This is a genomic window from Paenibacillus albiflavus, from assembly GCF_004344915.1.
In the GTDB taxonomy this organism is placed as follows: Bacteria; Bacillota; Bacilli; order Paenibacillales; family NBRC-103111; genus Paenibacillus_AM; species Paenibacillus_AM albiflavus.
On sequence record NZ_SKFG01000006.1, the window covers coordinates 108,006 to 131,700 of the forward strand.

Annotated in this window: 23 protein-coding genes and 2 riboswitches; of the genes, 14 read left to right on the forward strand and 9 right to left on the reverse strand. The window is 42.1% G+C overall.

Going from position 1 to position 23,695, the window contains the following annotated elements; all coding sequences use genetic code 11:
* The first annotated feature begins 36 nt into the window (after positions 1 to 36).
* The 4 genes from E0485_RS08690 to E0485_RS08705 all read left to right on the forward strand — a co-directional run bounded on the left by E0485_RS08690 (position 37) and on the right by E0485_RS08705 (position 5,410).
* Positions 37 to 2,265, forward strand: coding sequence for an FIMAH domain-containing protein (locus tag E0485_RS08690; protein ID WP_132417624.1), 2,229 nt, complete (start codon positions 37 to 39; stop codon positions 2,263 to 2,265).
* A gap of 173 nt (positions 2,266 to 2,438) precedes the next feature.
* On the forward strand, positions 2,439 to 2,921 hold the full coding sequence (locus E0485_RS08695) for a DUF4358 domain-containing protein (protein ID WP_132417626.1): 483 nt from the start codon (positions 2,439 to 2,441) through the stop codon (positions 2,919 to 2,921).
* A 362-nt stretch (positions 2,922 to 3,283) separates the two neighbouring features.
* Positions 3,284 to 4,780 (forward strand): malate:quinone oxidoreductase, encoded by a 1,497-nt coding sequence (locus E0485_RS08700; protein WP_132417628.1) that lies wholly within the window; start codon positions 3,284 to 3,286, stop codon positions 4,778 to 4,780.
* A gap of 87 nt (positions 4,781 to 4,867) precedes the next feature.
* Positions 4,868 to 5,410: a hypothetical protein gene (locus tag E0485_RS08705; RefSeq protein WP_132417630.1), complete on the forward strand. Its 543-nt coding sequence runs from the start codon at positions 4,868 to 4,870 to the stop codon at positions 5,408 to 5,410.
* 18 nt (positions 5,411 to 5,428) lie between these two features.
* Here E0485_RS08705 and E0485_RS08710 read toward each other — a convergent pair whose 3' ends face one another.
* A complete protein-coding gene (locus E0485_RS08710) occupies positions 5,429 to 5,980 on the reverse strand; it encodes a helix-turn-helix domain-containing protein (protein WP_132417632.1) in 552 nt (183 codons plus the stop codon).
* A gap of 150 nt (positions 5,981 to 6,130) precedes the next feature.
* On the opposite strand from E0485_RS08710, the gene E0485_RS08715 reads away from it, so the two are divergent.
* The 5 genes from E0485_RS08715 (at position 6,131) to mgtA (ending at position 12,254) form a co-directional block, all read left to right on the forward strand.
* Complete coding sequence (locus E0485_RS08715; RefSeq protein WP_132417634.1) at positions 6,131 to 6,547, forward strand: DoxX family protein; 417 nt, start codon at positions 6,131 to 6,133, stop codon at positions 6,545 to 6,547.
* A 14-nt stretch (positions 6,548 to 6,561) separates the two neighbouring features.
* On the forward strand, positions 6,562 to 7,443 hold the full coding sequence (locus E0485_RS08720) for a VOC family protein (protein WP_235857490.1): 882 nt from the start codon (positions 6,562 to 6,564) through the stop codon (positions 7,441 to 7,443).
* A gap of 61 nt (positions 7,444 to 7,504) precedes the next feature.
* Positions 7,505 to 7,551: riboswitch (PreQ1 riboswitch) on the forward strand.
* A 122-nt stretch (positions 7,552 to 7,673) separates the two neighbouring features.
* Positions 7,674 to 8,174 carry a preQ(1) synthase gene (gene queF / locus E0485_RS08725; protein ID WP_132417636.1) on the forward strand — a complete coding sequence of 167 codons (501 nt, stop codon included), beginning with the start codon at positions 7,674 to 7,676 and terminating at the stop codon, positions 8,172 to 8,174.
* A 10-nt stretch (positions 8,175 to 8,184) separates the two neighbouring features.
* The gene (locus tag E0485_RS08730; protein ID WP_132417638.1) at positions 8,185 to 8,802 is read left to right on the forward strand and encodes a queuosine precursor transporter; all 618 of its coding nucleotides are present in this window, start codon (positions 8,185 to 8,187) and stop codon (positions 8,800 to 8,802) included.
* A gap of 334 nt (positions 8,803 to 9,136) precedes the next feature.
* Positions 9,137 to 9,307, forward strand: a riboswitch (M-box (ykoK) riboswitch).
* Positions 9,308 to 9,620: 313 nt separating this feature from the next.
* The gene (mgtA, locus tag E0485_RS08735) at positions 9,621 to 12,254 is read left to right on the forward strand and encodes a magnesium-translocating P-type ATPase (RefSeq protein WP_132417640.1); all 2,634 of its coding nucleotides are present in this window, start codon (positions 9,621 to 9,623) and stop codon (positions 12,252 to 12,254) included.
* Positions 12,255 to 12,336: 82 nt separating this feature from the next.
* Here the strand turns inward: mgtA and E0485_RS08740 are convergent, their stop codons facing one another.
* Genes E0485_RS08740 through E0485_RS25085 form a run of 3 tightly spaced genes read right to left on the reverse strand, consistent with a single transcriptional unit; the run spans position 12,337 to position 13,939 of the window.
* Positions 12,337 to 12,993 (reverse strand): GAP family protein, encoded by a 657-nt coding sequence (locus E0485_RS08740; protein WP_132417641.1) that lies wholly within the window; start codon positions 12,991 to 12,993, stop codon positions 12,337 to 12,339.
* The gene (locus E0485_RS08745; RefSeq protein WP_132417642.1) at positions 12,990 to 13,760 is read right to left on the reverse strand and encodes a MerR family transcriptional regulator; all 771 of its coding nucleotides are present in this window, start codon (positions 13,758 to 13,760) and stop codon (positions 12,990 to 12,992) included. The genes E0485_RS08740 and E0485_RS08745 overlap by 4 nt, the downstream gene beginning before the upstream one ends.
* A 29-nt stretch (positions 13,761 to 13,789) precedes the next feature.
* A complete protein-coding gene (locus E0485_RS25085) occupies positions 13,790 to 13,939 on the reverse strand; it encodes a hypothetical protein (RefSeq protein ID WP_165921132.1) in 150 nt (49 codons plus the stop codon).
* 147 nt (positions 13,940 to 14,086) lie between these two features.
* Here E0485_RS25085 and E0485_RS08750 point away from each other — a divergent pair, with 147 nt between their 5' ends.
* Positions 14,087 to 14,740, forward strand: coding sequence for a DUF4097 family beta strand repeat-containing protein (locus tag E0485_RS08750; RefSeq protein ID WP_132417644.1), 654 nt, complete (start codon positions 14,087 to 14,089; stop codon positions 14,738 to 14,740).
* Positions 14,741 to 14,746: 6 nt separating this feature from the next.
* On the opposite strand, the gene E0485_RS08755 is transcribed toward E0485_RS08750, so the two are convergent.
* The 5 genes from E0485_RS08755 to E0485_RS08775 form a co-directional block, all read right to left on the reverse strand.
* The gene (locus tag E0485_RS08755) at positions 14,747 to 16,024 is read right to left on the reverse strand and encodes a glycosyltransferase (RefSeq protein ID WP_207910948.1); all 1,278 of its coding nucleotides are present in this window, start codon (positions 16,022 to 16,024) and stop codon (positions 14,747 to 14,749) included.
* Complete coding sequence (locus E0485_RS08760) at positions 16,025 to 16,591, reverse strand: TetR/AcrR family transcriptional regulator (RefSeq protein ID WP_268957528.1); 567 nt, start codon at positions 16,589 to 16,591, stop codon at positions 16,025 to 16,027.
* Between the two features lie 261 nt (positions 16,592 to 16,852).
* Complete coding sequence (locus E0485_RS08765) at positions 16,853 to 17,293, reverse strand: SRPBCC family protein (RefSeq protein WP_132417646.1); 441 nt, start codon at positions 17,291 to 17,293, stop codon at positions 16,853 to 16,855.
* A gap of 2 nt (positions 17,294 to 17,295) precedes the next feature.
* On the reverse strand, positions 17,296 to 17,739 hold the full coding sequence (locus E0485_RS08770) for an SRPBCC family protein (protein ID WP_132417647.1): 444 nt from the start codon (positions 17,737 to 17,739) through the stop codon (positions 17,296 to 17,298).
* Positions 17,736 to 18,242 carry a MerR family transcriptional regulator gene (locus tag E0485_RS08775; protein WP_132417648.1) on the reverse strand — a complete coding sequence of 169 codons (507 nt, stop codon included), beginning with the start codon at positions 18,240 to 18,242 and terminating at the stop codon, positions 17,736 to 17,738. The genes E0485_RS08770 and E0485_RS08775 overlap by 4 nt, the downstream gene beginning before the upstream one ends.
* 282 nt (positions 18,243 to 18,524) lie before the next feature.
* Here E0485_RS08775 and E0485_RS08780 point away from each other — a divergent pair, with 282 nt between their 5' ends.
* Genes E0485_RS08780 through gnd form a run of 4 tightly spaced genes read left to right on the forward strand, consistent with a single transcriptional unit; the run spans position 18,525 to position 23,607 of the window.
* The gene (locus E0485_RS08780) at positions 18,525 to 19,274 is read left to right on the forward strand and encodes a GntR family transcriptional regulator (RefSeq protein WP_132417649.1); all 750 of its coding nucleotides are present in this window, start codon (positions 18,525 to 18,527) and stop codon (positions 19,272 to 19,274) included.
* On the forward strand, positions 19,267 to 20,808 hold the full coding sequence (gene gntK / locus E0485_RS08785; RefSeq protein WP_132417745.1) for a gluconokinase: 1,542 nt from the start codon (positions 19,267 to 19,269) through the stop codon (positions 20,806 to 20,808). The genes E0485_RS08780 and gntK overlap by 8 nt, the downstream gene beginning before the upstream one ends.
* A 27-nt stretch (positions 20,809 to 20,835) precedes the next feature.
* Positions 20,836 to 22,182 (forward strand): GntP family permease, encoded by a 1,347-nt coding sequence (locus E0485_RS08790; protein ID WP_132417650.1) that lies wholly within the window; start codon positions 20,836 to 20,838, stop codon positions 22,180 to 22,182.
* A 21-nt stretch (positions 22,183 to 22,203) separates the two neighbouring features.
* Complete coding sequence (gene gnd, locus E0485_RS08795) at positions 22,204 to 23,607, forward strand: decarboxylating NADP(+)-dependent phosphogluconate dehydrogenase (protein ID WP_132417651.1); 1,404 nt, start codon at positions 22,204 to 22,206, stop codon at positions 23,605 to 23,607.
* The last annotated feature ends 88 nt before the right edge of the window (positions 23,608 to 23,695 follow it).

The following is a 23,695-nucleotide window of genomic DNA, read 5'->3' on the forward strand; positions in this document are numbered from 1 at the left end:
TTTTTATTTTAAAATACCAAGGTAAAGGAGAAAAAAATGAAAAGCTATCGTAAACGAATTATAAGCACTATCTCGATGTTTATGGCTATGCTCATGAGCATCGGCTTCATCTCGGCGCCAGTTGCGCAAGCAGCTGAAACCGCGAACCCTACTGCAGGATCTGGTATTACCCAGGAAGCCCTAGATCTTAGTGGCAGAAAACCCTTGAATCTCGATTTCTTGAAAAAGGCTACTGAAGGTCCCATTACTCCAGGGTTAAAGCAAGATTATACCGCTCAAGGGCTTTCCTACATACCAGAGAACAATTGGATCGTGAATTCCTATTATTTGGATGGGAAGCCAAGCATCATATCGATTACAGATGTGGCTACTGGAAAATTTGTGAAAGCAATGCCGTTGTATATCGATGACTTCACACCTTATACAGGCCATGCCGGCGGAATTGCAGTAAGCAAGCAGCATGTATGGATTTCTTCTGGCAGTAAGGTCTATCAGATCAAGTTAGAGGATGTTACTAACGCTCGGGATGGGGATAAACTCGTTTTCTCTGATATCATCCCCACTGAAGCCAAAGGATCGTATGTCAACTATGATGCTGGTGTTTTATGGGTTGGGGAATTTGCGAGATTGAATGACGACAACTACAAGACAGATCCTTCGCATCATAAGAAAGATCGTAACGGATACGACCAGCTCGCTTGGATTACAGGATATAAATTGAATGCAGATGATACGATTGATCCTATGGCAACCCCTGACTATATTCTTTCTACTCAAGATGAGATTCAAGGGATGACCGTAATCCAGGATAAAGTTGTGTTAGCTCGTTCGTATGGACGCAATAATATGAGTGATATACTCATTTACCAAAATCCTCTGAGCGAGACTCCACATGAATTCGTACAAGTAAAAGGAAAGTCGGTACCATTGTGGTTTTTGGATAAACAAAACATCGGTCAGCGCATGACCTTGCCTCCTATGCTCGAAGATGCTTTTGAATTGAATGGCAAGGTATATTTCCTTTTTGAGTCAGGAGCAACCCAATACCGTGGAGATGGTCTTTATCCGGTTGATTGTTATTACCTATTGAATACAGCCCAGCTTCTAGATGGGTTCACGGTCCCATATCCAGAGCCAGTTGCTGAAGATCCTGAGCTATTGATCACAGAAATCGCTAACTATGATGACGCTAAAATATACGAATATGTAGAAATTTATAACCCAACGGATCAAACGATTGATCTGGACGGTTACTTGCTCTGGTACTATACGAACAGCATGATATCACATGCGAATGAATGGCCAATTAAGAACAAAAAAATCGGTCCATACCAAACATTGGTCTTATGGTTGAAGACGACAGGCGATCCGAACTTGCCTTTGTCAGAGTTTAATAAGCGCTACGGGGTAGACTTAACGGAAGATCAAGTATTCCAGGTGATGCTGACTACTTCAGGTCAAGGCTTGCACAAAACAGCCAAGAGAAAATTAGCTATCGCTAAGCCGGGTTCATACAAAGGAGGGCCTGCGATTGTCAGTGCAGAGTATAACGATGAATTGGATGGAAAAGGAAATGTTATCGTAGATAATGTAAACGGGACAACCAATTATTATCGTTACCCTGAAAGCGGCAATCAAATGGTCAAATTTATGTCGAGACAGAAGCCAAATCCGGGAACTCTTGTGCCAGGCCAAGTGCCAGATCCCGACCTGCATTTGAATCTTCAAGCAGCAGCAGGCGACAGTAAGGTGACGCTCAGCTGGAAGCCGTCGGCAATCGACTTATACGGGTATCGTGTATATCAAAACGGCCAACCTGTATCCGATTCCGTGGCAACCGTAACATCTAGCAACTATTCATTCACAGTAGAAAATCTGATGAATGGTGTAGACTATGAATTCACTGTTACTGGCGTCCTTAAGGATCAGAATGGAAAGCCAACACGTGAATCATTGCCATCGAATACAGTCCGTGTAACGCCTATGGGCAGTACAGATATTACAGATATTCAGTCCATTCGGAATATGATCGAGCAGTATGTCATGGACGGACAGTTAAAGGGTCCGCTCGTATCGCAATTAACGAACAAACTGGACCAGGCGGAACATCAGTTCACGAAAGGTTCGACTAAGCAAGCGATCAAATTCCTGCAGGATTTTCAGAAACATTTGGATAACAAGTCCATGCAAAACAATGTTACCGAGAATGCAAAAGAGAATCTAATGACGAATGTGCAGGCATTAATCGCTTTGTGGTCCAAATAGTCTCCAATAAAACGAGATCGGCCTGAACGGCAAGGTCTCGTTTTTTCTTACATTTTAATATAGGAATATGCAAATTATAGTAAATATGGATTTAGCGAAACTTTTTGTACACTTCCCTCGTTTTAAACCTTGGACAAAGCAACAAGATATATACCAAGGAGGAGTGATACACCATGAAAAAACAACCTTTCATCCTAATGCTAATTATCGTATTAACTCTAGCGTTAAGCGCATGTTCAAGCAATAAGGCGGCACCGATTGAATCAACTGTACCTGTGAAAGAAATGGTTGATAAAATGATTACAGAAGCTGAGCAACCGGCATTAATGGAGTTAGATGCAGATGCAGTAAAGCAGCAATACCATTTAGATCCTGCCTTGCTAGAGGAATATAGCGCTAGGATTCCGCTCATGAATGTGAAGACGAACGAAATATCTGTCTTCAAGGTAAAAGATGAGAAAGATATCCCGACAATCGAGACCGCAATTAAACAACGTGCGGCAGACGTACAAAAACAATTTGAAACGTACCTTCCGGACCAATACGAGAATGCCAAGAACTATAAGCTTGTTACAAAAGGCAACTATTTGTTATTCGTTATTTCCGAAAAACCTGATGATGTTGTGAAGTCATTTGACAGTTTCTTTGTTCAATAATAGTCCAAAGGAGAGGCTTAAGTTAGCCCCTCCTTCTTTATAATAATTAATTCAGTTTTTTTAGTCGGAATGTGCAAATTCAGTACTAACAATTGATTATTTTATGATATGATAGATGAATAGTCCTCAATCGGATGATTACATTTCTGTTATATCAGAAAATTGGGGAGATTCAATCGTTTCTTATTTTTGTCCAAAGGCACAACCCTTGCAAATGGGTTAAGGTCTTGGTTTTTGTGTATTCCTAGCATAACTATAATATAATAGTAAATATCTTAATTTAGAAGTAATAGTGAGAGCCTAAGCATGGCAGGAGCGCCTACATTTTTTCTTCAAATATCAGTGTGTAAGGGACGGTAAACATGAGCAACATACAAACCAAAACAGACGTTATTTTAATTGGTGCCGGAATCATGAGTGCGACTTTAGGGTCAATGCTGAAAGAATTAGTACCCGATTGGAAAATTACAGTGTTTGAGAAGCTCGCAAGCGCAGGGGAAGAAAGCTCGAACGAATGGAATAATGCAGGGACGGGGCATGCTGCACTGTGTGAGCTCAACTATACATCTGAGAAATCAGATGGCTCCATCGATATTAGCAAAGCGATAAAAGTAAATGAACAATTCCAAGTTTCCATGCAGCTGTGGTCTTATCTTGTAAATAGCAACCTAATTCGCAATCCGCAGGATTTTATCATGCCATTGCCTCATATGAGTTTAGTACAGGGGGAAGATGATGTAACGTTTTTGAAGAAACGTTTTGAAGCGTTGTCTAACAATCCTTTGTTTCAAGGGATGGAATTCTCCGATGACCCGAACAAACTGATGGAATGGATTCCCCTTATTATGAAAGACCGTACATCGAATGAACCTATAGCGGCAACCAAAATTGATTCCGGTACGGATGTTAACTTTGGCGCTTTAACGCGCATGTTGTTCGACCACTTAAAGAATCAAAACGTCGATATCCATTACAATCACAGTGTAGATGATATTAAACGTACTGGCGATGACTTATGGGAATTAAAAGTACGCAATGATAGTGGTAAAATTGAACGCCACACTGCGAAATTCGTCTTTATCGGCGGCGGCGGCGGAAGTCTTCCATTGCTCCAAAAATGTGGTATTTCCGAAGGGAAACATATTGGCGGATTCCCGATAAGTGGACTCTTTATGGTGTGTAAAAATCCGGAAGTTGTTGCCCAGCACCATGCCAAAGTATATGGCAAAGCTAAAGTTGGCGCACCTCCAATGTCTGTTCCGCATCTTGATACAAGATTTATCGATAATAAGAAATCGTTGCTCTTTGGACCGTTTGCCGGCTTCTCACCTAAGTTCTTAAAAACGGGTTCCATGTTTGATTTGATAGGCTCTGTTAAACCCAATAATATTACAACGATGCTGGCAGCAGGTGCCAAAAACCTTTCATTGACCAAATACCTGATTCAGCAGGTTATGCTATCGAAAGAAAAGCGCATGGAAGAGCTGCGAGAGTTTATCCCAAATGCCAAAAGCGAGGATTGGGGTTTAGTAGTAGCTGGCCAGCGTGTGCAGGTTATTAAAGATACGACTACTGGTGGTAAAGGAACGCTTCAATTTGGTACGGAGGTTGTGAGCAGCGCTGATGGATCGATAGCTGCCTTGCTCGGTGCTTCCCCAGGTGCTTCTACCGCCGTTTCCGTCATGCTCGAAGTAATCGAAAAATGCTTCCCGCAACATATAAAAGCGTGGGAACCGAAACTCAAAGAAATGATTCCTTCATACGGCGTGTCGCTATTGAGCAACCCAGCGCTTATCGAAGAAATTCATACTTCAACAGTGCGGACGCTTGGCTTAAGACGTGAGCTGCAACCTGTATAGTTAAGCGTAAGCAGCATAAACCTTCAATTCCACACGCGCTAAGCAGCGGAATTGAAGGTTTCTTTATTGTACATGAGGAGGATTAAGATGTACTTAAATTTAGGTCTGTTTTTGCAAGTAATCGGTGTTAGTATAGTTCTGAGTATCGTACTTGGGTTAGGAAAGAGTACAATTCTCAAGCGATTGTATTTGATAATGTCTATTCTGATGGTTATCGTTGGAATTGTTGGTTCTATACTTGTTAGAGATACACTTGTTCGTCTTATGAACCAATCACGAGATCGCTTCTATGAGGCGGATCAATTCATCCAGTGGGCAACAGCCAAATTTGATACTTATGCAATATGGTCATTAAGCTTAACAGCTATCATCATTTTGGCTCTTGTAGTTATTATGGTTATGAATAGATCGCGCTTAACTTCCGACTTTCAAATTCGAATTACAATAACGCTTGTAGTCCTGATGGTTATTTATTTTATTGCAGCAATAGTATATGGTTTTGGAACAATTAATAAAGAATTGGATTTAGCATCTTATATTCTTACATTAACAGCTTGTGAGATTATGATGTTGTACATTCCGCTAATCGTAAAAAGATTACTAATTAGAATTCCTCAGCCACTTAAGTAGCTAGAGGGATTTTTCTTCTTACAACAAATCTCCTTTATGCTCAGCTTCCGTATAGACAGATATAATCACAATGGCTGGCTCATCACCAATATTTTTGACTAGATGGGGCGTGCAGGCATTCCAAGAAAAAGAATCTCCTTCGACAAATTCAGCCGAATCTTCGCCCTGCTCCGCGTAGATCTTCCCCTTGATGACAACGTGTACTTCTTCACCCTCATGTGCATGCGGAACTTCCCCTGTAGTAGCTCCTGGAGGAAATTCGACGAGCATCATCTTTACATTTTTTGTAGAACTCAGATGCTCTACCTTTAAATTGTCAGATCCAGTTGTCGTGATTCTTCTATCCTCTTTTCGAACAATACCCATGCGTTCTTCTTTTTTCAGCAGCAAATAGGCTAAAGGCACCTTCAGGGCCTGCGCAATATTCTCCAGCGTCGCAATGGAAGGAGAGGTTTTATTGGTTTCGACCTGGCTAAGAAAACCTTGGGACAAGCTAGTTTCTTCACAGATCTGAGCGATAGTAATGCCCTTTCTTTTGCGAATTGCTCGTATGTTGGAACCAATGTCCATTCTATTCACCTGCCCTTAAAAATATTTGTAATACAAATTATATATTTATATTAACAAAATTTTTGTTGACATGCCAGATCCACATGATATATATTACAAATATAAATTATGTTTTATTATTACTAATATTTATGATTGGAGAGATAAAGTATGACGAAGAAAGTAGCAGTAACAACGATTATGCGTGTCGTGTTGGGGGTTCTATTTCTCATGCACGGTATCGGGAAGTTTCAAGACGGATTAGGAAATATAGAAGGTTGGTTTAGCTCAATAGGTATTCCGGGATTTGTGGCTTATATCGTAGCAATAATCGAATTGGTTGGTGGCATTATGCTTATTGTTGGGTTGTTCTCCCGCGCTGTTTCGGCTTTGTTCATTTTTGTGATGGTTGGCGCGATCGCTACGGTGAAGTTTTCCGCAGGATTGCTTGGAACTGCTGAGATGCCAGGGTACGAAATGGAGTTAAGTTATATATTAATTTCTGCATATCTACTTGTATCAGAGCCTACACCTTTATCAGTGGATTATATGATTCGTAAAAAACGCGGTGTATCAGTCGAGAACTAAGGGGTAACAATATAATGGATAAGGATGTGCTACCGATGGATAAATTTCATCAAAGTCCTAATGTGACTGTTGGAGAGGTTAATCTTAAAGTAAAGGATCTGCAGAATACGGTATCCTTTTATGAAACGGTCATTGGTTTGAAGGTGTTGGAAAGAACAGCAGAGCGTACAGTTTTAACGGCTGATGGAGTGACTGCATTACTTTCGCTTGAGCAACCGAAGGATATTATTCCTCTTGCTGGACGTTATTCGGGTCTGTACCACTTTGCGCTGCTGCTTCCAAAACGTGCTGATTTAGCTGTATTTTTACGGCATTTGATTCAGTCTGGTTATAGATTTGGAGCAGCAGATCATTATGTGAGTGAAGCCATATATATTACAGATCCTGAGGGGAATGGCATTGAAATCTATCGAGATCGCCCTTCATCTGAGTGGAAATGGGAGAATGGTTTCGTGGAGATGGCGACGGTTGAGCTGGACGCTGAAGGGATTCTTAAGGAAAGCAGTGAACCATGGAATGGCCTTTCAGCTGGCACCATTATGGGGCATATCCACCTTCATGTTGGGGATCTGAAACAAACGGAGCAATTTTATAATGATGTGCTTGGCTTTAAGACGGTGTCTTATTATCCGCAAGCTGCTTTCGTGTCTACCGGAGGGTATCATCATCACATTGCGATTAACACATGGAAGGGCGCTGGTGTACCAACTCCGCCACAGAACATGGTCGGCTTAAACTGGTATACGATTGTGTTCCCTGATGAAACGGCAAGACAGAAAGTGATTAGTCAATTGGAGCAATTCGGTGCCTCAGTCAAGAAAGAGTCGGAAGGATATATGACGAGTGATCCTGCTGGCAATCAAATTAGATTAGTGCTTGGATCGAAAGGTGCATAACATCCTCATGACCATTGACGCTTTGCCAAGTATTTTGTATGATGGATTTACTCGCACTATAACGAGAGAGGTTCATAGCAGATACCCTCTATAAAAAACTATGGATACATGCTAATCATCCATGTCCATATAGTGGCATGGATTTTTTGTTTTTTTATATCCTTCTAGTTTATCTCGTAATGGAACTCTCTTGTGAAGTGTGAAAATACATTTTACTTGGGGGTTTTTTCATGTCTGGCAGAAGCCATGAAGAAGGTTTAAAGGATTTACAACTATTAGGAAATCAACAAACGCAGTATTCGTTCGATTATACACCTGATGTGCTCGAGGCAGTTGATAATCTTCATTCCAATCGGGATTATTTCGTTAAATTTAATTGCCCGGAGTTCACCAGTTTATGTCCGCTGACACGTCAGCCTGATTTCGCTACGATGTACATTTCGTATGTCCCGGATCAGAAAATCGTAGAGAGCAAATCACTGAAACTCTACCTTTTCAGTTTCAGAAACCATGGTGATTTCCATGAAGATTGCGTCAATATTATTATGAATGATTTAATTAAGTTGCTTGATCCGAGATACATTGAGGTTTGGGGTAAATTTACACCAAGAGGAGGAATCTCCATCGATCCATGGTGCAATTACGGAAGACCAGGTACAAAATATGAAGAAATGGCTCAATTCCGTTTGATGAACCATGATCTCTATCCTGAGAAAGTGGATAATCGATAGGAGCGAAGACATGATTCTATATTTAAATGGATTGTTTGTGGGACTCTTGATCTTGGCAAACATTGTGGCTGTCAAGATTTTTAGCATTGGCGACTGGATTATGCTGCCTGCTGCCGTCATCATTTATATTTTTACTTATCCTATTATCGATGTAATTGTAGAGGTTTATGGTAAGAAAGAAGGACAAAGAACCGTCAAGGCAGGCTTGCTTACGCAAATCCTTGCACTTGGATTCATCGCAATCGCGATCGCTTTGCCGTCAGCTCCAGCATTTAGCGATCAGTCGTCATTCGAGACTATTCTAGGCGGTAGCTTCAGGGTAATCCTTGCTAGTTTAATTTCTTACACCATAAGTTCGAATCTGGATGTTCTGATATTCAACCGATTGAAGGAAAAGCACGGATCCCAGAAATTATGGCTGCGCAACAATGCATCTACGATGCTCAGCCAATTAATCGATACAACGATATTCATTACGATCGCTTTCTTGGGTACGATGCCTATTGCGGTGCTGGGAAGCTTAATTGTGATGCAATATGCATTTAAATTCATTGCCTCTATTTTGGCAACTCCTCTAGTGTATTTGATGGTCCGTATAATACGGTCGCGTGAATCGAAGAGTCAGTAGATAAATTATGAGCCCCTAAGATCATTGATTTTAGGGGCTTATTCTTGTGGTAAAGATTCACGGACCAAGCACAAAAACTGTGCGAATCGCTCCATCACCATTTACTTCCATCTTCATAAAATGTTACTACGAACAACTGAATCGTACTTTTCGTTCCATAAAATGTAAATCTTTATTTTGCCACCTTAGAAAATTCTTCTTGACAATCCATAAAATTGGAATTACGATGGCTAAGAATCAAGAAGAAACGGTTTTACCGTCCTAAAAGGCGGTTCGTTTCTTAAGGTATTACTTAGAATTTATGACACGAAAGTTATAAATTCTATAATACTCAAGAAGACCTCGTTAGGTGAGGCTCCTATACGAACATAGGCCACTGCCCAGAAATATCGAAAGATGCCCATGGGTAGAACAGGGATTGCCGGACTAAGGCTTTTCATAAGGTGGCTAAGAGAACACATCTCTTTACGTTGTATAGTGCCAAAACTCAACTAGGGGGAAACGCAGGCTTTTTGGTGCGCTTATATTATCCCTCTAGGTGATTCCTAGAGGGTTTTTATTTGCAAAGGAGAGTGATTTATATGGACAGTAGTCCTAGTTGCCACTTGTATCGTTACAATACAGCTTCTACACAGAGGGAGAACTCCGTTCTCTTTGCTCTCCAAGCATTGCCTTACTTCGCATCCCGCGCAAAAAGTACATTCTTGCGGGTTTATTTAAGTATGCGCAATTGACCTTTGGGTGCATTGCGATACGGAATCAACTCTCTCTGGTAATCAGAGAGAGTTTTTTTATTTATTCGCGAAGGAGGAATCACGATGAACAAATCGATCAAAAACAAAGAACAAGAAAACCAAGTGATTGGGGAGCGCCTGATTCAGGCGTCCGTTTCTTTAAAAGAAGATATTTTCGAGGATCTGGAGTCGGGTCCTCAAGGTCTCACGGAAAACGAAGCAAAGAAAAGACTTGAAAAACACGGGAAGAACCAAATTGCTCATGATAAACTGCCTGCTTGGTACATTCAATTGCTTAGCTGCTTTAAAAACCCTTTTATTCTAATCCTGCTTTTTTTGGCGGCATTTTCCTACTTTATGGATGATGATATCGAAGCGGTCATCACCATCACGACGATGGTTACCATCAGTACGATCATCACATTTACTCAAGAATTCCGATCCGCACGAACAGCGGAAAAGCTTAAGGCGATGGTTAAAACGACATGTTCTGTAAGCCGCCAGTCGGAGCGTCAAGAAATCGATATGGAACTATTGGTACCTGGGGATATCATCCACCTATCGGCAGGCGACATGGTTCCGGCAGATGTTCGATTGATCACTGCCAAGGACTTGTATGTCGCAGAGTCGGCCCTGACTGGGGAAGCGATGCCTGTGGAAAAAATGGATACGCTGCCTCGCAGCGTATTGAAAAGTAAACATAACAAGACCATCAATGCACTAGAGCTGAACAATATGTGCTACATGGGCACAAACATCATTAGCGGATCAGCGACAGCGGTCGTCATAGCAACCGGCGTGGACACCTACTTCGGTTCCATGGCCAGCACACTCATCGGCAAACCGCCTCTCACCAGCTTTGACAAAGGTGTTAAAAGCATTACCTTTATTTTAATCCGCTTCATGCTAATAATGGTTCCTATTATTTTCCTGATTAATGGCTTTACCAAAGGAGATTGGCTGCAAGCACTCTTATTCGGATTATCCATCGCAGTCGGTCTGACGCCAGAGATGCTGCCGGTCATTGTAGCTGGCAATCTGGCTAAAGGCGCAGCGAAGATGGCCCAGAATAAAGTCGTTGTTAAACGGCTCAGCGCCATTCAAAACTTCGGAGCCATGGACATTCTGTGTACAGATAAAACAGGAACTCTCACAGAAGATAAGATCATTCTATTGAAACATCTCGACGTACAGGGCGAAGAAGACTACAAGGTGCTTGAATATGCTTATTTAAACAGCTACCACCAAACAGGCCTTAAAAATCTGCTCGATATTGCCGTACTGGAGCACGCAGAGCTTACCCATGTTCTGGATGTGGAGAACAGATATACGAAAATCGACGAAATTCCTTTTGATTTTAACCGCCGACGGATGTCTGTCGTGCTGAGTACTAAGGGGAATGGACACACCCTCATTTGTAAGGGAGCTATGGAAGAGGTGCTCAGCATCTGTTCGCATGCATTCGATAATGGACAGATCGTTCCTCTTACGCAGGAAATTACCGAAAAAGTACAACTACTCGTCAATGATATGAATACCGACGGCTTGCGTGTGCTTGCTGTTGCTATCAAACAATTCGACGCCAGAGAAGAACTCTATGGCTTGCAAGACGAACAAGACCTTATCCTCGTCGGTTACCTTGCCTTCCTCGATCCGCCGAAGGAAACTGCAGCAACAGCCATTCGGGCACTGAAAGAGAACGGTGTCGATGTTAAAGTGATTACAGGCGATAACGCTGCTGTTACACGAAAGGTTTGCAAAGATGTCGGCATTGACGTACACGATATTCTGCTTGGTGATTCCATCGGTGCTCTAACAGATGAGCAGCTGGCCGAGATTGCAGAGAAGACCACCGTGTTCGCGAAAGTAAATCCTTTGCAAAAAGCTAGAATCGTTCGCGTTCTAAAAAGCAAAGGGCATACCGTAGGCTTTATGGGTGACGGAATCAACGATGCCGTTTCCCTGAAAGAAGCGGATGTGGGTATTTCCGTTGACACTGCAGTCGATATAGCCAAGGAATCGGCCGATATCATACTTTTGGAAAAGAGTCTTATGGTTCTGGAACAAGGAGTTATTCAAGGGCGCATAACGTTCGGCAACATGATCAAATATATTAAAATGACCGCCAGCTCAAACTTTGGCAACGTATTTAGTGTACTTGTCGCAAGTGCGTTTATTCCGTTCTTGCCGATGCTTCCGATTCATTTGCTTATTCAGAACTTGTTCTATGACGTTTCGCAGCTCTCGATTCCTTGGGATCGAATGGATAAAGAATATTTACGTAAGCCGCAAAAATGGGATGCCAAGTCTGTAAGCCGATTTATGATCTTTATTGGCCCGATTAGTTCCATTTTTGATATTACGACCTATGCGCTGATGTGGTACATTTTCTCTGCCAATTCTGTCGTTCACGAAAGTTTGTTCCAATCTGGCTGGTTTATTGAAGGATTATTGTCTCAGACGCTCATCGTTCATATGATTCGTACCGAGAAAATTCCATTTATTCAAAGCACGGCTAGAGCTCCGGTTGTGATCTTGACAAGTTTGATTATGGCTTTTGGTATCTATATTCCTTTCAGCAGCTTTGGGGCGAGTGTTGGACTGCAGCCTTTACCGTTATCTTACTTCCCATGGCTTGTAGCAACATTATTATCTTATTGCTTATTAACACAGTTGATCAAAAAGTGGTATATCCGTAAATTTGGCGACTGGCTATAAAAAACGGTCGAATAATTAGCACTGAATTATGAGCCCCTAAGATCATTGATTTTAGGGGCTTATTCTTGTAGCCTCTTTTACTTTACAAATAGTCCAAACTATTAATTATCAAAATAGCCCCTACAATACACATGATCCAGGAAATAGCCGATCCTGAATGCTTCAAAAGCTTGATTCGAAGTCTTTCGAGCGGTCTTTGCATCACTCGTCCCAATAATAAATGCAGTATAAACACGATCAATGGCGGCAGCACCATTATAAAATTGTAGCCAGCTAAAATCGGCAGCCACTGAAAAGCAGCTAAATTTGAGGTTGTCATGAGACCAATCGCAGCAAAATAAGGAAATGCTGCACCTACTTCAATCAATGTTGTCGTAAACCCAAGTGTAACCATAGATGCTTTACTTTTGGACTTCGGTCTCGGTAGATCGGATTTCTTATTCGTTGGATAGTAAAAACTACCTATAAACAAAATCCCCCCAATTATCAGCATAATCCAACTTACAATCCGATTTTGAAAGATCGAGGAAAACGCAGCCATCATAGCATCCAAACCTAACATAAATAAAACACCAACTAAAAAATATAATCCTGCGACTGTCAATAAGTAAATCATTAAGCGCGAGCTTAATCGCTCTTTTTCAGTTAAAAGCAAATATACCGTAACCCCCAAAGCAGTAGGACTAAGCATATCTAATAGAGCTAATCCCCCTACCATCAGAAGCAATTCAGTACTCATGATTCTCCTCCTTGCTGGGTAGAAGAATCTTGTACGGAAGAAATGTAAATTTCATATGCTCGCTCCATGAAATCAAGAACTTCCTTTTCTATCGGATAAAGTCCAGCCTCCTCGGATTGAGTTGAGGACTTTCTTATATCCCATAGTTTATTGAGAAACTCGTCTCCGTCTTTAAAATCTTCCATTTGTTTTTCAAGCATACGTCTTATAATGTTTTGCACTTTTGACGACGAAGGTTCATCATTTATATGCCGTTTTAATTGACCGATCAGAGCAATCCACTCTAAGGAATCAGGATCTTCTCCACTCATTTTTGGAAGCCTTGTCCAAAGCTCAAGTTCTTTATCGTTAAACATGCTTTCTTTAAAGGTCTGCAGTCTTGTTTTATTAGTCGATAATCGAATAAGTTTCTGTATCGCGAGATGATTATCTCCACCTTCTACTGCAATACCATTTATTACTTCTCGCAGTGACGACTCTATGCTCTTTAATCTTTCTTGCTCTTCAATGATATAAACCAGCTGACTTTTCAAACTATTGGACCAATTCCACTTAGGATCAGATAGCATATCTTCAATATCTTTCAATTCGTAACCCATTCCTTTTAAAAATAAAATTTGCTGAAGCTTCTTCAAATCCTCTTCTGTATATAGACGATGCCCCCCTTCTGTTTTGGAAGAGGCTGTTAATAATCCGATCCGATCATAGTACCGAAGCGTTCTGACCGTAATCTTAGTCTGTTTTGCAACTTCTTTTATATGAATCAATTATAGACACCTCCGAAATTGATAGAATATTAATTCCCTTTTTCCTTATATAAAGAAAATTTAATTAAATAGCCCAATCCAAGACCGACTAATACACCTGGAAATGCTCGATCAAACATAAGTCCAATCCCTGCTCCTATAATGACACAAGCATAAATAATGATATCTCCCTGTTTCATTCTCTACATCCCCTTATCTTTATCATTAGTTCCATTATACAAAATGACGTAACGTCACTTTCAAGTGTTTACACAGAAATAAAATACTTGAAAGTGACCTTACGTAATCTTATATAATCATTGTTACAACTATGAAAAGGTGATGAAATGAATAAATATTACGTTTGTTTACTTTTGGTGGGGGTGCTTTTTTTAAGTGCTTGTAGTTCTAATGAAGAAATACAAGCTGTGTCACTCAAGGGAATAGATAACATCTATATTGACCATGGCAGCACAACAGTAGAAGTAGAATCAGCAGATATCGAGTCAGTTGAAGCTTCCTGGCTCAATAGTAATGGACCGGAAATTGTTATTGATAAGGAGAAAGATACAATCAAAATTCGATTGAAGAGCAACTTTAGACAAATAGTCAATATTGGAAAAATGCCTCATCTATCCATTCGTATTCCAACCAGTTATGAGGGAAAAGTAACGATTGATGGTTCTTCTGGCAACGTAAAGGTAAAAGATCTAGCTGCACAAAAGCTTGATATTAACGGAAAAAGCGGAAATGTATCGCTTGACTATTTAGAAATAAAAAATGACATTCATGTTTCTGTCAAAAGCGGCAACGTTGTTTTGAATCTGGAGGATAAGGACTCCAATGTAAAGTGGCTTTTGGAGTCTGGGAGTGGGCACCGATCTATTGCAATTCCTTTGGATGATAGTCAGCAGAGTAAACGAAAAACAGAGGGACAAACGGGGGATGGCTCAAATAATGTGCAGATTGAAACTATGTCTGGAAGTATAACCATTAAATAAAACACTTTAAAGGGCATCCAACTGGATGCCCTTTAAACAATTAGCGTGACTTATTCTCAGGAACGTCCAACAGCCGCGTCTCAAGGGCAGTGGCAGCAGTGATAGCCCCGCCCGCTGACGCGAATCCTTCGGATACTCGACGGCGCCATCGATGCACGCCATCGCCTCGCGTACCTTGGCACGTAGGCGCTCTGGGGTGAGCCTACTGGCAGGTAGGCGCGTACCTGCGCGTGCTACTTCTACGCGCCGTGCTACCTCCAATTGATCGCGGCCGAAAGGCACTGCACATACAGGTACGCCGTGTAACAGCGCTTTCTGGGTAGCCCCCATGCCACCATGAGTAATAGCACAAACGGCTCGGTCAAGCACAAGTACATGTGGGAGAAACGGTATTAGGCTGGCATTAGCTGGTGTATGAAATGCGGCTGAGTCTTGTGAGGGAAGTGTTGCGATAAGGTGGACATTCTCTTCTGAAAAAGCGTCCAGCGCTGCTTGGATAAGGCGGCCGTCATTCTGGAATTCGGAGGAAGTTGTTACAAGTACGATTGGACGTTCGATCTTGGTCAGCCAATCAGGAGTCTCGGCAGGAGGGTCCCATGCACAGGGGCCAACCATAACGACATTCGGCGGCCAATCTGAGCGTGGATACTCGAACGGCTCGGCCGTCAGGTAAAGAAGTAATGGCGGTCGACCAAACATATCATCTGCACTGCTTACGGGATCAAGCCCAAGCTGTTTGCGTACCTTGTTAATCGGCGGCAGCATCGTGCGCTCGAAGGTACCTACAAACAGCGGCTTCAGTGCAAGGTCACGGAGCTTGCCCAAAGGTCCGCGTGCAGGTGGAAGCCCAGGACCAAAAGGCGGTGCGTCACGCGAGGTCAACGCAAGTGGGTAGGGGCAATAGGTCGCCCACGGACCGCCCCAAGCCTCTGCAGTCGCGACAGCACCCCAGCAATTCACATCTACGATTACAGCGTCGGGCTCCGTTCTCATGATCGCCTTTTGCAAATCAGGACCGTCATATTCTGCGCGTGCGCTGAACATACTTACAGCTCGCTCAAGCCCTCCCCGAGCTGACCGTGCCTTGTAATCATCATGGGGCATAGCTTCAATCCGGCTGTCGATTGGGTCGGCATCAAAACCATGTGCTCGGGAGAGATTCAACTGCGAAGCTAATGTGCGCAGGATGATGTCGTGCCCTCGTTTGCTAAGCTCATCCAGAATCGGAATCAGTGGATACAGATGTCCACGAGCGGGCGAAGTATAGGCTAGAATACGTGCCATCTACGTACCTCCTATCAAGGGTTGAAGTAGCTCGCGCAGAGCGAGCTCAGTTTGACTGCGGCTGAGGCCCCGATAACGCCGCAAGAGTTTCCAAGTGTAGACATCGGTTAGGGTGATCAATTGCGCGAGGAGCCTCATCCGTTCTGCTCCTTGGCGTCCAGTTAGTACCGAAACGAAGACTCGCTCGCACCACTCTTGATGATATTCACGTCCTTGTTCAACAATCTTGCGTACAGCAGCCATTCGGTGCTCCTCAGCCAACATGCGAAGCACACCATCACCTACCTCTTCATAGTGATCGATCAATATTCGGATTGCCTCCGCTACGTCACCCGCCGCCGATTGATCACGATGGCTTGTAATTCGCTTGTATTCACGCTCAGCTGCTGCATTGAACAGACCATCCTTGCCGCCATAGCGGCGTATCACCGTTTGCACGGAGACACCAGCCCGCTGCGCTACCTCTTCGAGTAAGATGTCATCAACCGGCCGCTCATAAAAAACCTCCACCGCAGCATCAAGTATTCGTTCGCCAGTCTCTGCGGCAGACTGAGCCCTGGCCTGCATTCGGTAAGCGCGTGTGATAACCTCAGGTTGCTCCTTGTTGTTGTCCACTTTAATTTACATCACTTCCCCTGAATATTCGTGTTAATCAGATTAATACGAAATACCCCTTACGTCAACGGGCAGACAAACCTAAAATCTGTATAATCGGAACATTTTTTTCCACTAAAATAAAAATTGCCGTCCAACTCCAACAAGGAGCGTGAACGGCGACAACTAAAGTCATCATTTAAGTGGAGGTTTCATCTATATAACTTTACGTAGCTAGGAGACCATTTCCGCCAGCACCTTGCTTAGACGATCTAAGACCTGCTCATTAGCTTCAACACAGATTGGCTTTGCTTGTTCGAAGTCCTCTGCTGTCTTGAAAAGCTGACGGAAAGTAATTTTGGTACGACCTCCTAGATCCTCGAAGGTTCCCGTTACTCGAAATTCGTGACTGGATAGATGATCAATCACGACCCGCTCTATCGGCACGATCTGGGCAAAGACATTATGATTCGGGTAATCTACACCATTAGGTCCGTGCATAGTGAATAGCCACTCACCGCCTGGCTTTACATCGCACTCATGAAATGTGCTCGTGAATCCATTTGGCCCCCACCATTGAGCTAGTAAATTGGGAGTTGTCCATGCCCGAAACACAAGCTCCCTCGGTACATCGATTTCACGTGAGGATATAATTTCATTCTCACCTATTGTCATGATTATTCCTCCTCATCGAGTACCTTGCCCAGTGTGTCCAACAGGATGTTTGTGCCATGTTCCCGTTCCTCCGGCGTATCATGTCCGTCAAAGAATGCTCCTTGTTCCGTAAAAATCAGTTTCGTGCCACCATCCACCTTGATAAGCTCGACCGATGTAATCGAGACAGAGATGCGTGTGCCGTTCGAATCTAGGGTATATGTATAGACAATGCGCTGCTCAGGAATAAGCTCCTGGTAACTGGCGTTGAACGTAAAGATCGGCCCTCCCGGCGGCCCCCCATTGCTGTATTCGCGTCCGCCAACCTGAAAGTCGAAGATTTCCGGCTTCGAAAACCACTTGGACTTGGCAATCGGGTCGGACCAGGCTTGGTAAACCCGCTCTGGTGATGCGGCATACGTCCGCTCGACGACGAAGGTCGCATGCTTGATGAATCGTTCATTCATTGATTTTCCTCCTTAAATTTCGGCATATCGCTCTCCTCGGTAAGAAAGACTCCCAGCAGATCCAATTGTCGCTCCCAAATCATTTGCCGCTGAATGACCGGCTTCTCAAATTCCATTTTCATTGCTTGCAGAAGGCTCGTGAAATCTTCAACCGTTAATTGCGCCTTACCTTGCATAAGCTTGGATACATGTCCAAGCTGCTCCAATAGCTTCTGCTGCAATTTGATCTGCTCTTTGATTCGGTCTATCTGCAAGCCCACGATCTCAAGCGGACTGATTTGCCCGCCAGTTAAAACCGATTTAACCTGCTCAAGAGATAACCCCAGCTCCTTAAGCGATAAAATTTGGTGCAAACGCGACAAGTCCGATTCATTGTATAGCCTGTGGCCGGATTCTGTCTGTCCCGACGAAGAGAACAATCCGATTTGATCATAAAACCGCAAGGTTCGTACAGTAAGTCCCGTCAGCTTGGCGAGATCCCCGATCTTCCAATATCCCTTCATTCATCATCTCCTTTCTTTAGGGCCAGCCAACTATATACCGGTAGCTTTATTATAAAACCTTACGTTACGTAAGGTTCAAGCGTTAACGTGACGCAATATTTAAAATATTCGAGAAGTGGTTCAATAATCCTTCCCATTAGTTACCCCCACTCCTATTTTCACCGCTGATGCTCTTAATTCCCATTATGTAGCAGGGACCGATCGAATAAAAGCGCTTGCAAATTTAAAAAGAACTAATTATAATACTTGTATACAAGTATACTTGAATGAGAAGGTGGATTTATGGCCGAGTCACGTAAGTCTCTTTATCCCTCTAAATGGCTTTCAAAAGCATCTGCTGGTGATCGTGTAGCGTGCGAACTTAGAATGCGTATTATTTCTGGGGAGATTGAAAGCGGTTCCATTCTATCGGAAAACAAATTAGCTGCAGATTTTGATGTAAGTCGCTCACCTATTCGTGAAGCGTTAAAAATACTGGCATCCGAAAATATCATTCGTCTCGAAAGAATGGGTGCCGTTGTTATTGGTTTATCAGAAAAAGAAATAGAAGAGATTTATGATGTCCGTTTACTCATAGAATCGTTTGTTTTTGAACGGCTTGTAAGGATCGATACGAATGAATTAGTCATGGAGCTTTGTAAAATACTAGAAATGATGAAAGTCTCAATCAAATATAAAGATGCTGATGAGTTCTCCTATCAAGATGTCTTGTTCCATGAAACGATTATTCGTGCAGCCAATCATTCCTACATCCTGATGATTTGGAATAATTTAAAGCCCGTTATGGAAAGCTTCATTCTTTTGTCGATGCGTATGCGTTTAGAAGAAAAGTATGAAGACTTTGCACGGATTATCAAAAATCATGAGCTTTATATCGAAGCTGTCAAAACAAAAAATAGAGACCTCATGATCAAGTCTTTACATGAAAACTTTGATGATGTTCAAGGCAAGGTAGAAGACCTGTGGATGTCACAACAAATGCTTTCTAAAGGAGTCATACAACAAGATGAACACGATGAACAAGATGACTAATTATATGTTAGCTGTAGATATCGGAACCACAAGTACGAAAGCCGTTTTATTTAGTGGAAAAGGCGACGTCATAGAGCAACAAAATATCGGGTACCCGCTTTATACACCGGATATTTCTACAGCTGAACAAGACCCTGAAGAGATTTTCCAGGCAGTGCTAGATGCCATTTCGAATATTATGAAACATCATTCACAAAAAAAGCTATTGTTTGTTTCATTTAGCAGTGCCATGCATAGTGTCATAGCAATGGATGAAAATGACCTGCCGCTGACGCCTTGTATCACTTGGGCAGATAATCGAAGTGAAACATGGGCACATAAAATTAAAAATGAGCTGAATGGACATGAGGTCTATACACGCACAGGAACGCCAATTCATCCCATGTCACCATTAGCTAAAATAACATGGATTGTGAATGACCGACCTGAAATCGCTCGCAAGGCTAAAAAGTATATCGGAATTAAAGAATATATTTTTAAAAAGTTCTTTAATCAATATGTTGTCGATCATTCCCTGGCTTCAGCTATGGGCATGATGAATCTCAAAACATTAGATTGGGATGAAGAAGCTTTACAAATTGCTGGTATAACACCTGCTCAATTATCCGAGCTCGTACCAACAACCAAGATATTTATGGGCTGTGATTCAAATTTAGCAAAACAGATTGGTATTGATCCGCAAACACCGTTTGTCATTGGTGCCAGCGATGGAGTCCTTTCTAATTTGGGTGTAAATGCAATTCGTAAAGGAGAAATTGCCGTCACAATTGGGACAAGTGGTGCCATTCGAACCATTATTGACAAGCCGCAAACTGACAAAAAGGGAAGAACATTTTGTTATGCCTTAACAGAAAATCACTGGGTAATTGGCGGTCCGGTAAATAATGGCGGGATGGTTCTTCGTTGGATCCGTGATGAACTTGCCTCATCAGAAGTAGAAACAGCGAAAAGATTAGGAATTGATCCCTATGAAGTATTAACGAAGATCGCTGAACGTGTAAGACCAGGATCTGATGGATTGTTGTTCCATCCATATCTCGCTGGTGAACGTGCGCCTTTATGGAACCCAGATGTACGCGGCTCATTCTTCGGTTTAACGCTGTCACATAAGAAAGAACATATGATTCGTGCAGCACTAGAAGGCGTCATTTACAATTTATACACCGTATTTTTAGCATTGATGGAGTGTATGGACGGCCCTGTGACCCGAATTCAAGCTACTGGAGGCTTCGCAAGATCAGATGTTTGGCGGCAAATGATGTCCGATATATTCGCATCTGAAGTAGTCGTTCCAGAAAGCTACGAAAGCTCTTGTCTAGGTGCTTGTATTTTAGGCTTATATGCCACTGGGAGAATCCAATCATTTGAAGTCGTTTCTGAAATGGTTGGCACGACCATCAAACACACACCAAATGAAGAAGCAACAAAAGAATATAGTCAATTACTTTCGATTTTCATTAGCCTATCTAGAGCATTAGAAGTTGATTATACACGGATTGCCAATTATCAAAGAAGCTTAATAAAAAACAACTAAGAAGATTAACAGCAGGGGGGAATTACAATGCCATTAGTTATTGTAGCCATTGGAATTTTAGCATTATTAGTTTTAATCATGGGCTTCAAATTAAACACCTTTATTTCATTAATCATCGTATCGTTTGGTGTCGCTTTATCACTTGGTATGCCACTCGGCGACATTGTCAAAACCATTGAATCTGGATTAGGCGGTACACTTGGTCACTTAGCGTTAATCTTTGGTCTTGGAGCAATGTTGGGTAAGCTCATCGCTGATTCAGGTGGCGCTCAAAGAATTGCCATGACCCTCGTTCACAAATTTGGTGAGAAAAATATTCAATGGGCAGTCGTAGCTGCTTCATTCATTATCGGTGTGGCGTTATTTTTCGAAGTAGGATTAGTATTATTAATTCCAATTGTATTCGCTATTTCAAGAGAATTAAAGGTTTCTATTCTTTATCTCGGTATTCCGATGGCTGCAGCTTTATCCGTTACACACGGTTTCTTGCCTCCTCACCCAGGACCTACAGTTATTGCAGGTGAATATGGTGCAAACATTGGTGAGGTTTTACTTTACGGCTTCATTATTGCAATTCCAACAGTTATTTTAGCTGGTCCTATATTCACTAAGATTGCCAAAAAGCTTGTACCTGCATCATTTACGAAAACCGGTAACATTGCCTCTCTAGGTGAGCAAAAAGAATTTAAAATGGAAGACACGCCTGGGTTTGGTATCAGTGTATTTACTGCAATGCTTCCTGTTATTTTAATGTCGATTGCTACGATTATTACTTTGCTTCAAAAAACATTGGGATTTGCAGATAATAGTCTACTAGCAGCTATCCGTTTTATTGGTGATGCATCAACTTCCATGTTAATTTCCTTACTTGTTGCTGTGTACACCATGGGGATTGCAAGAAAGATTCCAATGAAAAATATAATGGATTCTTGTACAACTGCTATTACTCATATTGGGATGATGCTCTTAATCATTGGGGGCGGCGGAGCCTTCAAACAGGTATTGATTAATGGCGGGGTAGGTGACTATGTAGCCGAATTGTTCAATGGAACTGCATTATCGCCAATCTTGCTTGCTTGGATTATCGCTGCAATCTTGCGTATTTCCTTAGGTTCTGCTACTGTTGCAGCATTAACAACTGCTGGTTTAGTTATCCCGATGTTAGGACAATCTGACGCTAATCTTGCGTTAGTCGTGCTTGCAACAGGTGCGGGTAGCTTAATCGCTTCCCATGTTAACGATGCTGGTTTCTGGATGTTTAAAGAGTATTTTGGTCTAAGCATGAAAGAAACATTTGCAACATGGACATTGCTGGAGACAATCATTTCTGTAGCTGGATTAGGTTTTACTCTGGTACTAAGTCTATTCGTATAAATCAATAAGGAGCAACATGAAATGCATAATACAATTGGTGTCATTGGATTAGGAGTAATGGGTAGTAATATCGCTTTAAACATGGCTAGTAAAGGTGAGCAAGTAGCGGTCTATAATTATACGAGGGATTTAACGGATAAACTCGTTGAAAAGATTGAAGGTCAGTCCCTCCATCCTTACTACGAAATTCAAGAGTTTGTTCAATCCTTAGAGGTACCGAGAAAAATTTTCCTTATGGTTACAGCCGGTAAGCCTATCGATTCAGTAATAAGTGCATTAGTGCCCCATCTTGAAGCCAGAGATATCATCATGGACGGTGGAAACTCCCATTATGAGGATACGGAACGTAGATATGAGGAATTGAAGTCACAAGGAATCGGTTATTTAGGAATTGGTATTTCTGGAGGCGAAGTTGGAGCCTTAAACGGACCTTCGATCATGCCTGGTGGAGATCAAGACGTATACAACAAAGTAGCGCCAATTCTAACAAAAATAGCAGCTCAAGTTGACAACGACCCTTGCTGTGCTTATATGGGACCAAAAGGTTCGGGCCATTTTGTAAAGATGGTCCATAACGGAATCGAATATGCAGATATGCAATTAATCGCAGAAGCCTATACATTTTTAAGAAAACGGTTAGATCTTTCTGTTGATGAAATTGCCGATATATTTGAAACATGGAATCAGGGTGAGCTCAAAAGTTATTTAATCGAAATCACAGCAGAGATTTTACGAAAAAAAGATGAAATAACAGGCTTACCACTGATCGATGTGATTCTTGATAAAACAGGGCAAAAAGGCACAGGTAAGTGGACGAGCATGCAAGCAATAGATAACGGAATCCCATCATCTATTATTACAGAATCATTGTTTGCCCGTTATATCTCCTCTTTAAAAGAGGAACGGGTTCATGCAGAAAGTATTCTAACCGGTCCGGAGATGGATCAACCGACATTAGATAAAGATTTGTGGATGGAGTACATTAGACAAGCCTTATATATGGGCAAAATTTGTGCCTATGCGCAAGGATTTACACAATATAAAATGACTTCTGAACTTTACGGATGGGATTTACCTTTAAAGGATATTGCCCTTATTTTCCGCGGTGGTTGTATTATTCGTGCAGAATTTTTAAACGTAATAAGCGAAACATATCAATCACAGCCGAATCTGGCTAATCTATTAGTAGCCCCATATTTTGCTGAGAAAATTAAAGCCTATCAAATAGGCTTGCGAAAAGTTCTCTGTGAGGGTATCAATAGTGGTATCTCGTCTCCATGTCTAAGTTCTTCCCTTACGTATTACGATAATTATCGGACAGGCATGTCAAATGCTAACCTTTTGCAAGCACAACGGGATTATTTTGGTGCCCATACGTATGAACGAAGTGATTTAGCAGGAATCTTTCACACAAACTGGCAGTGATCTTGATATTCTGGTCGTCTGAGCTTTTTATGTAGGACCGCTTTTGTGGCGGTCCTTTTTAGTATGTTCCATATCGGATCGTGTAAGG

What these genes read in the sequence shown, in the direction of transcription:
- gnd (WP_132417651.1), top strand. Translation starts at nt 22,204, where the DNA reads ATGCATAATACAATTGGTGTCATTGGATTAGGAGTAATGGGTAGTAAT.
- E0485_RS08715 (WP_132417634.1), top strand. Translation starts at nt 6,131, where the DNA reads ATGACGAAGAAAGTAGCAGTAACAACGATTATGCGTGTCGTGTTGGGG.
- E0485_RS08705 (WP_132417630.1), top strand. Translation starts at nt 4,868, where the DNA reads ATGTACTTAAATTTAGGTCTGTTTTTGCAAGTAATCGGTGTTAGTATA.
- E0485_RS08690 (WP_132417624.1), top strand. Translation starts at nt 37, where the DNA reads ATGAAAAGCTATCGTAAACGAATTATAAGCACTATCTCGATGTTTATG.
- E0485_RS08740 (WP_132417641.1), bottom strand. Translation starts at nt 12,993, where the DNA reads ATGAGTACTGAATTGCTTCTGATGGTAGGGGGATTAGCTCTATTAGAT.
- queF (WP_132417636.1), top strand. Translation starts at nt 7,674, where the DNA reads ATGTCTGGCAGAAGCCATGAAGAAGGTTTAAAGGATTTACAACTATTA.
- E0485_RS08780 (WP_132417649.1), top strand. Translation starts at nt 18,525, where the DNA reads ATGGCCGAGTCACGTAAGTCTCTTTATCCCTCTAAATGGCTTTCAAAA.
- E0485_RS08730 (WP_132417638.1), top strand. Translation starts at nt 8,185, where the DNA reads ATGATTCTATATTTAAATGGATTGTTTGTGGGACTCTTGATCTTGGCA.
- gntK (WP_132417745.1), top strand. Translation starts at nt 19,267, where the DNA reads ATGACTAATTATATGTTAGCTGTAGATATCGGAACCACAAGTACGAAA.
- E0485_RS08790 (WP_132417650.1), top strand. Translation starts at nt 20,836, where the DNA reads ATGCCATTAGTTATTGTAGCCATTGGAATTTTAGCATTATTAGTTTTA.
- E0485_RS08760 (WP_268957528.1), bottom strand. Translation starts at nt 16,591, where the DNA reads ATGCAGGCCAGGGCTCAGTCTGCCGCAGAGACTGGCGAACGAATACTT.
- E0485_RS08750 (WP_132417644.1), top strand. Translation starts at nt 14,087, where the DNA reads ATGAATAAATATTACGTTTGTTTACTTTTGGTGGGGGTGCTTTTTTTA.
- E0485_RS08775 (WP_132417648.1), bottom strand. Translation starts at nt 18,242, where the DNA reads ATGAAGGGATATTGGAAGATCGGGGATCTCGCCAAGCTGACGGGACTT.
- mgtA (WP_132417640.1), top strand. Translation starts at nt 9,621, where the DNA reads ATGAACAAATCGATCAAAAACAAAGAACAAGAAAACCAAGTGATTGGG.
- E0485_RS08695 (WP_132417626.1), top strand. Translation starts at nt 2,439, where the DNA reads ATGAAAAAACAACCTTTCATCCTAATGCTAATTATCGTATTAACTCTA.
- E0485_RS08700 (WP_132417628.1), top strand. Translation starts at nt 3,284, where the DNA reads ATGAGCAACATACAAACCAAAACAGACGTTATTTTAATTGGTGCCGGA.
- E0485_RS08755 (WP_207910948.1), bottom strand. Translation starts at nt 16,024, where the DNA reads ATGGCACGTATTCTAGCCTATACTTCGCCCGCTCGTGGACATCTGTAT.
- E0485_RS08720 (WP_235857490.1), top strand. Translation starts at nt 6,562, where the DNA reads ATGGATAAGGATGTGCTACCGATGGATAAATTTCATCAAAGTCCTAAT.
- E0485_RS25085 (WP_165921132.1), bottom strand. Translation starts at nt 13,939, where the DNA reads ATGAAACAGGGAGATATCATTATTTATGCTTGTGTCATTATAGGAGCA.
- E0485_RS08770 (WP_132417647.1), bottom strand. Translation starts at nt 17,739, where the DNA reads ATGAATGAACGATTCATCAAGCATGCGACCTTCGTCGTCGAGCGGACG.
- E0485_RS08765 (WP_132417646.1), bottom strand. Translation starts at nt 17,293, where the DNA reads ATGACAATAGGTGAGAATGAAATTATATCCTCACGTGAAATCGATGTA.
- E0485_RS08710 (WP_132417632.1), bottom strand. Translation starts at nt 5,980, where the DNA reads ATGGACATTGGTTCCAACATACGAGCAATTCGCAAAAGAAAGGGCATT.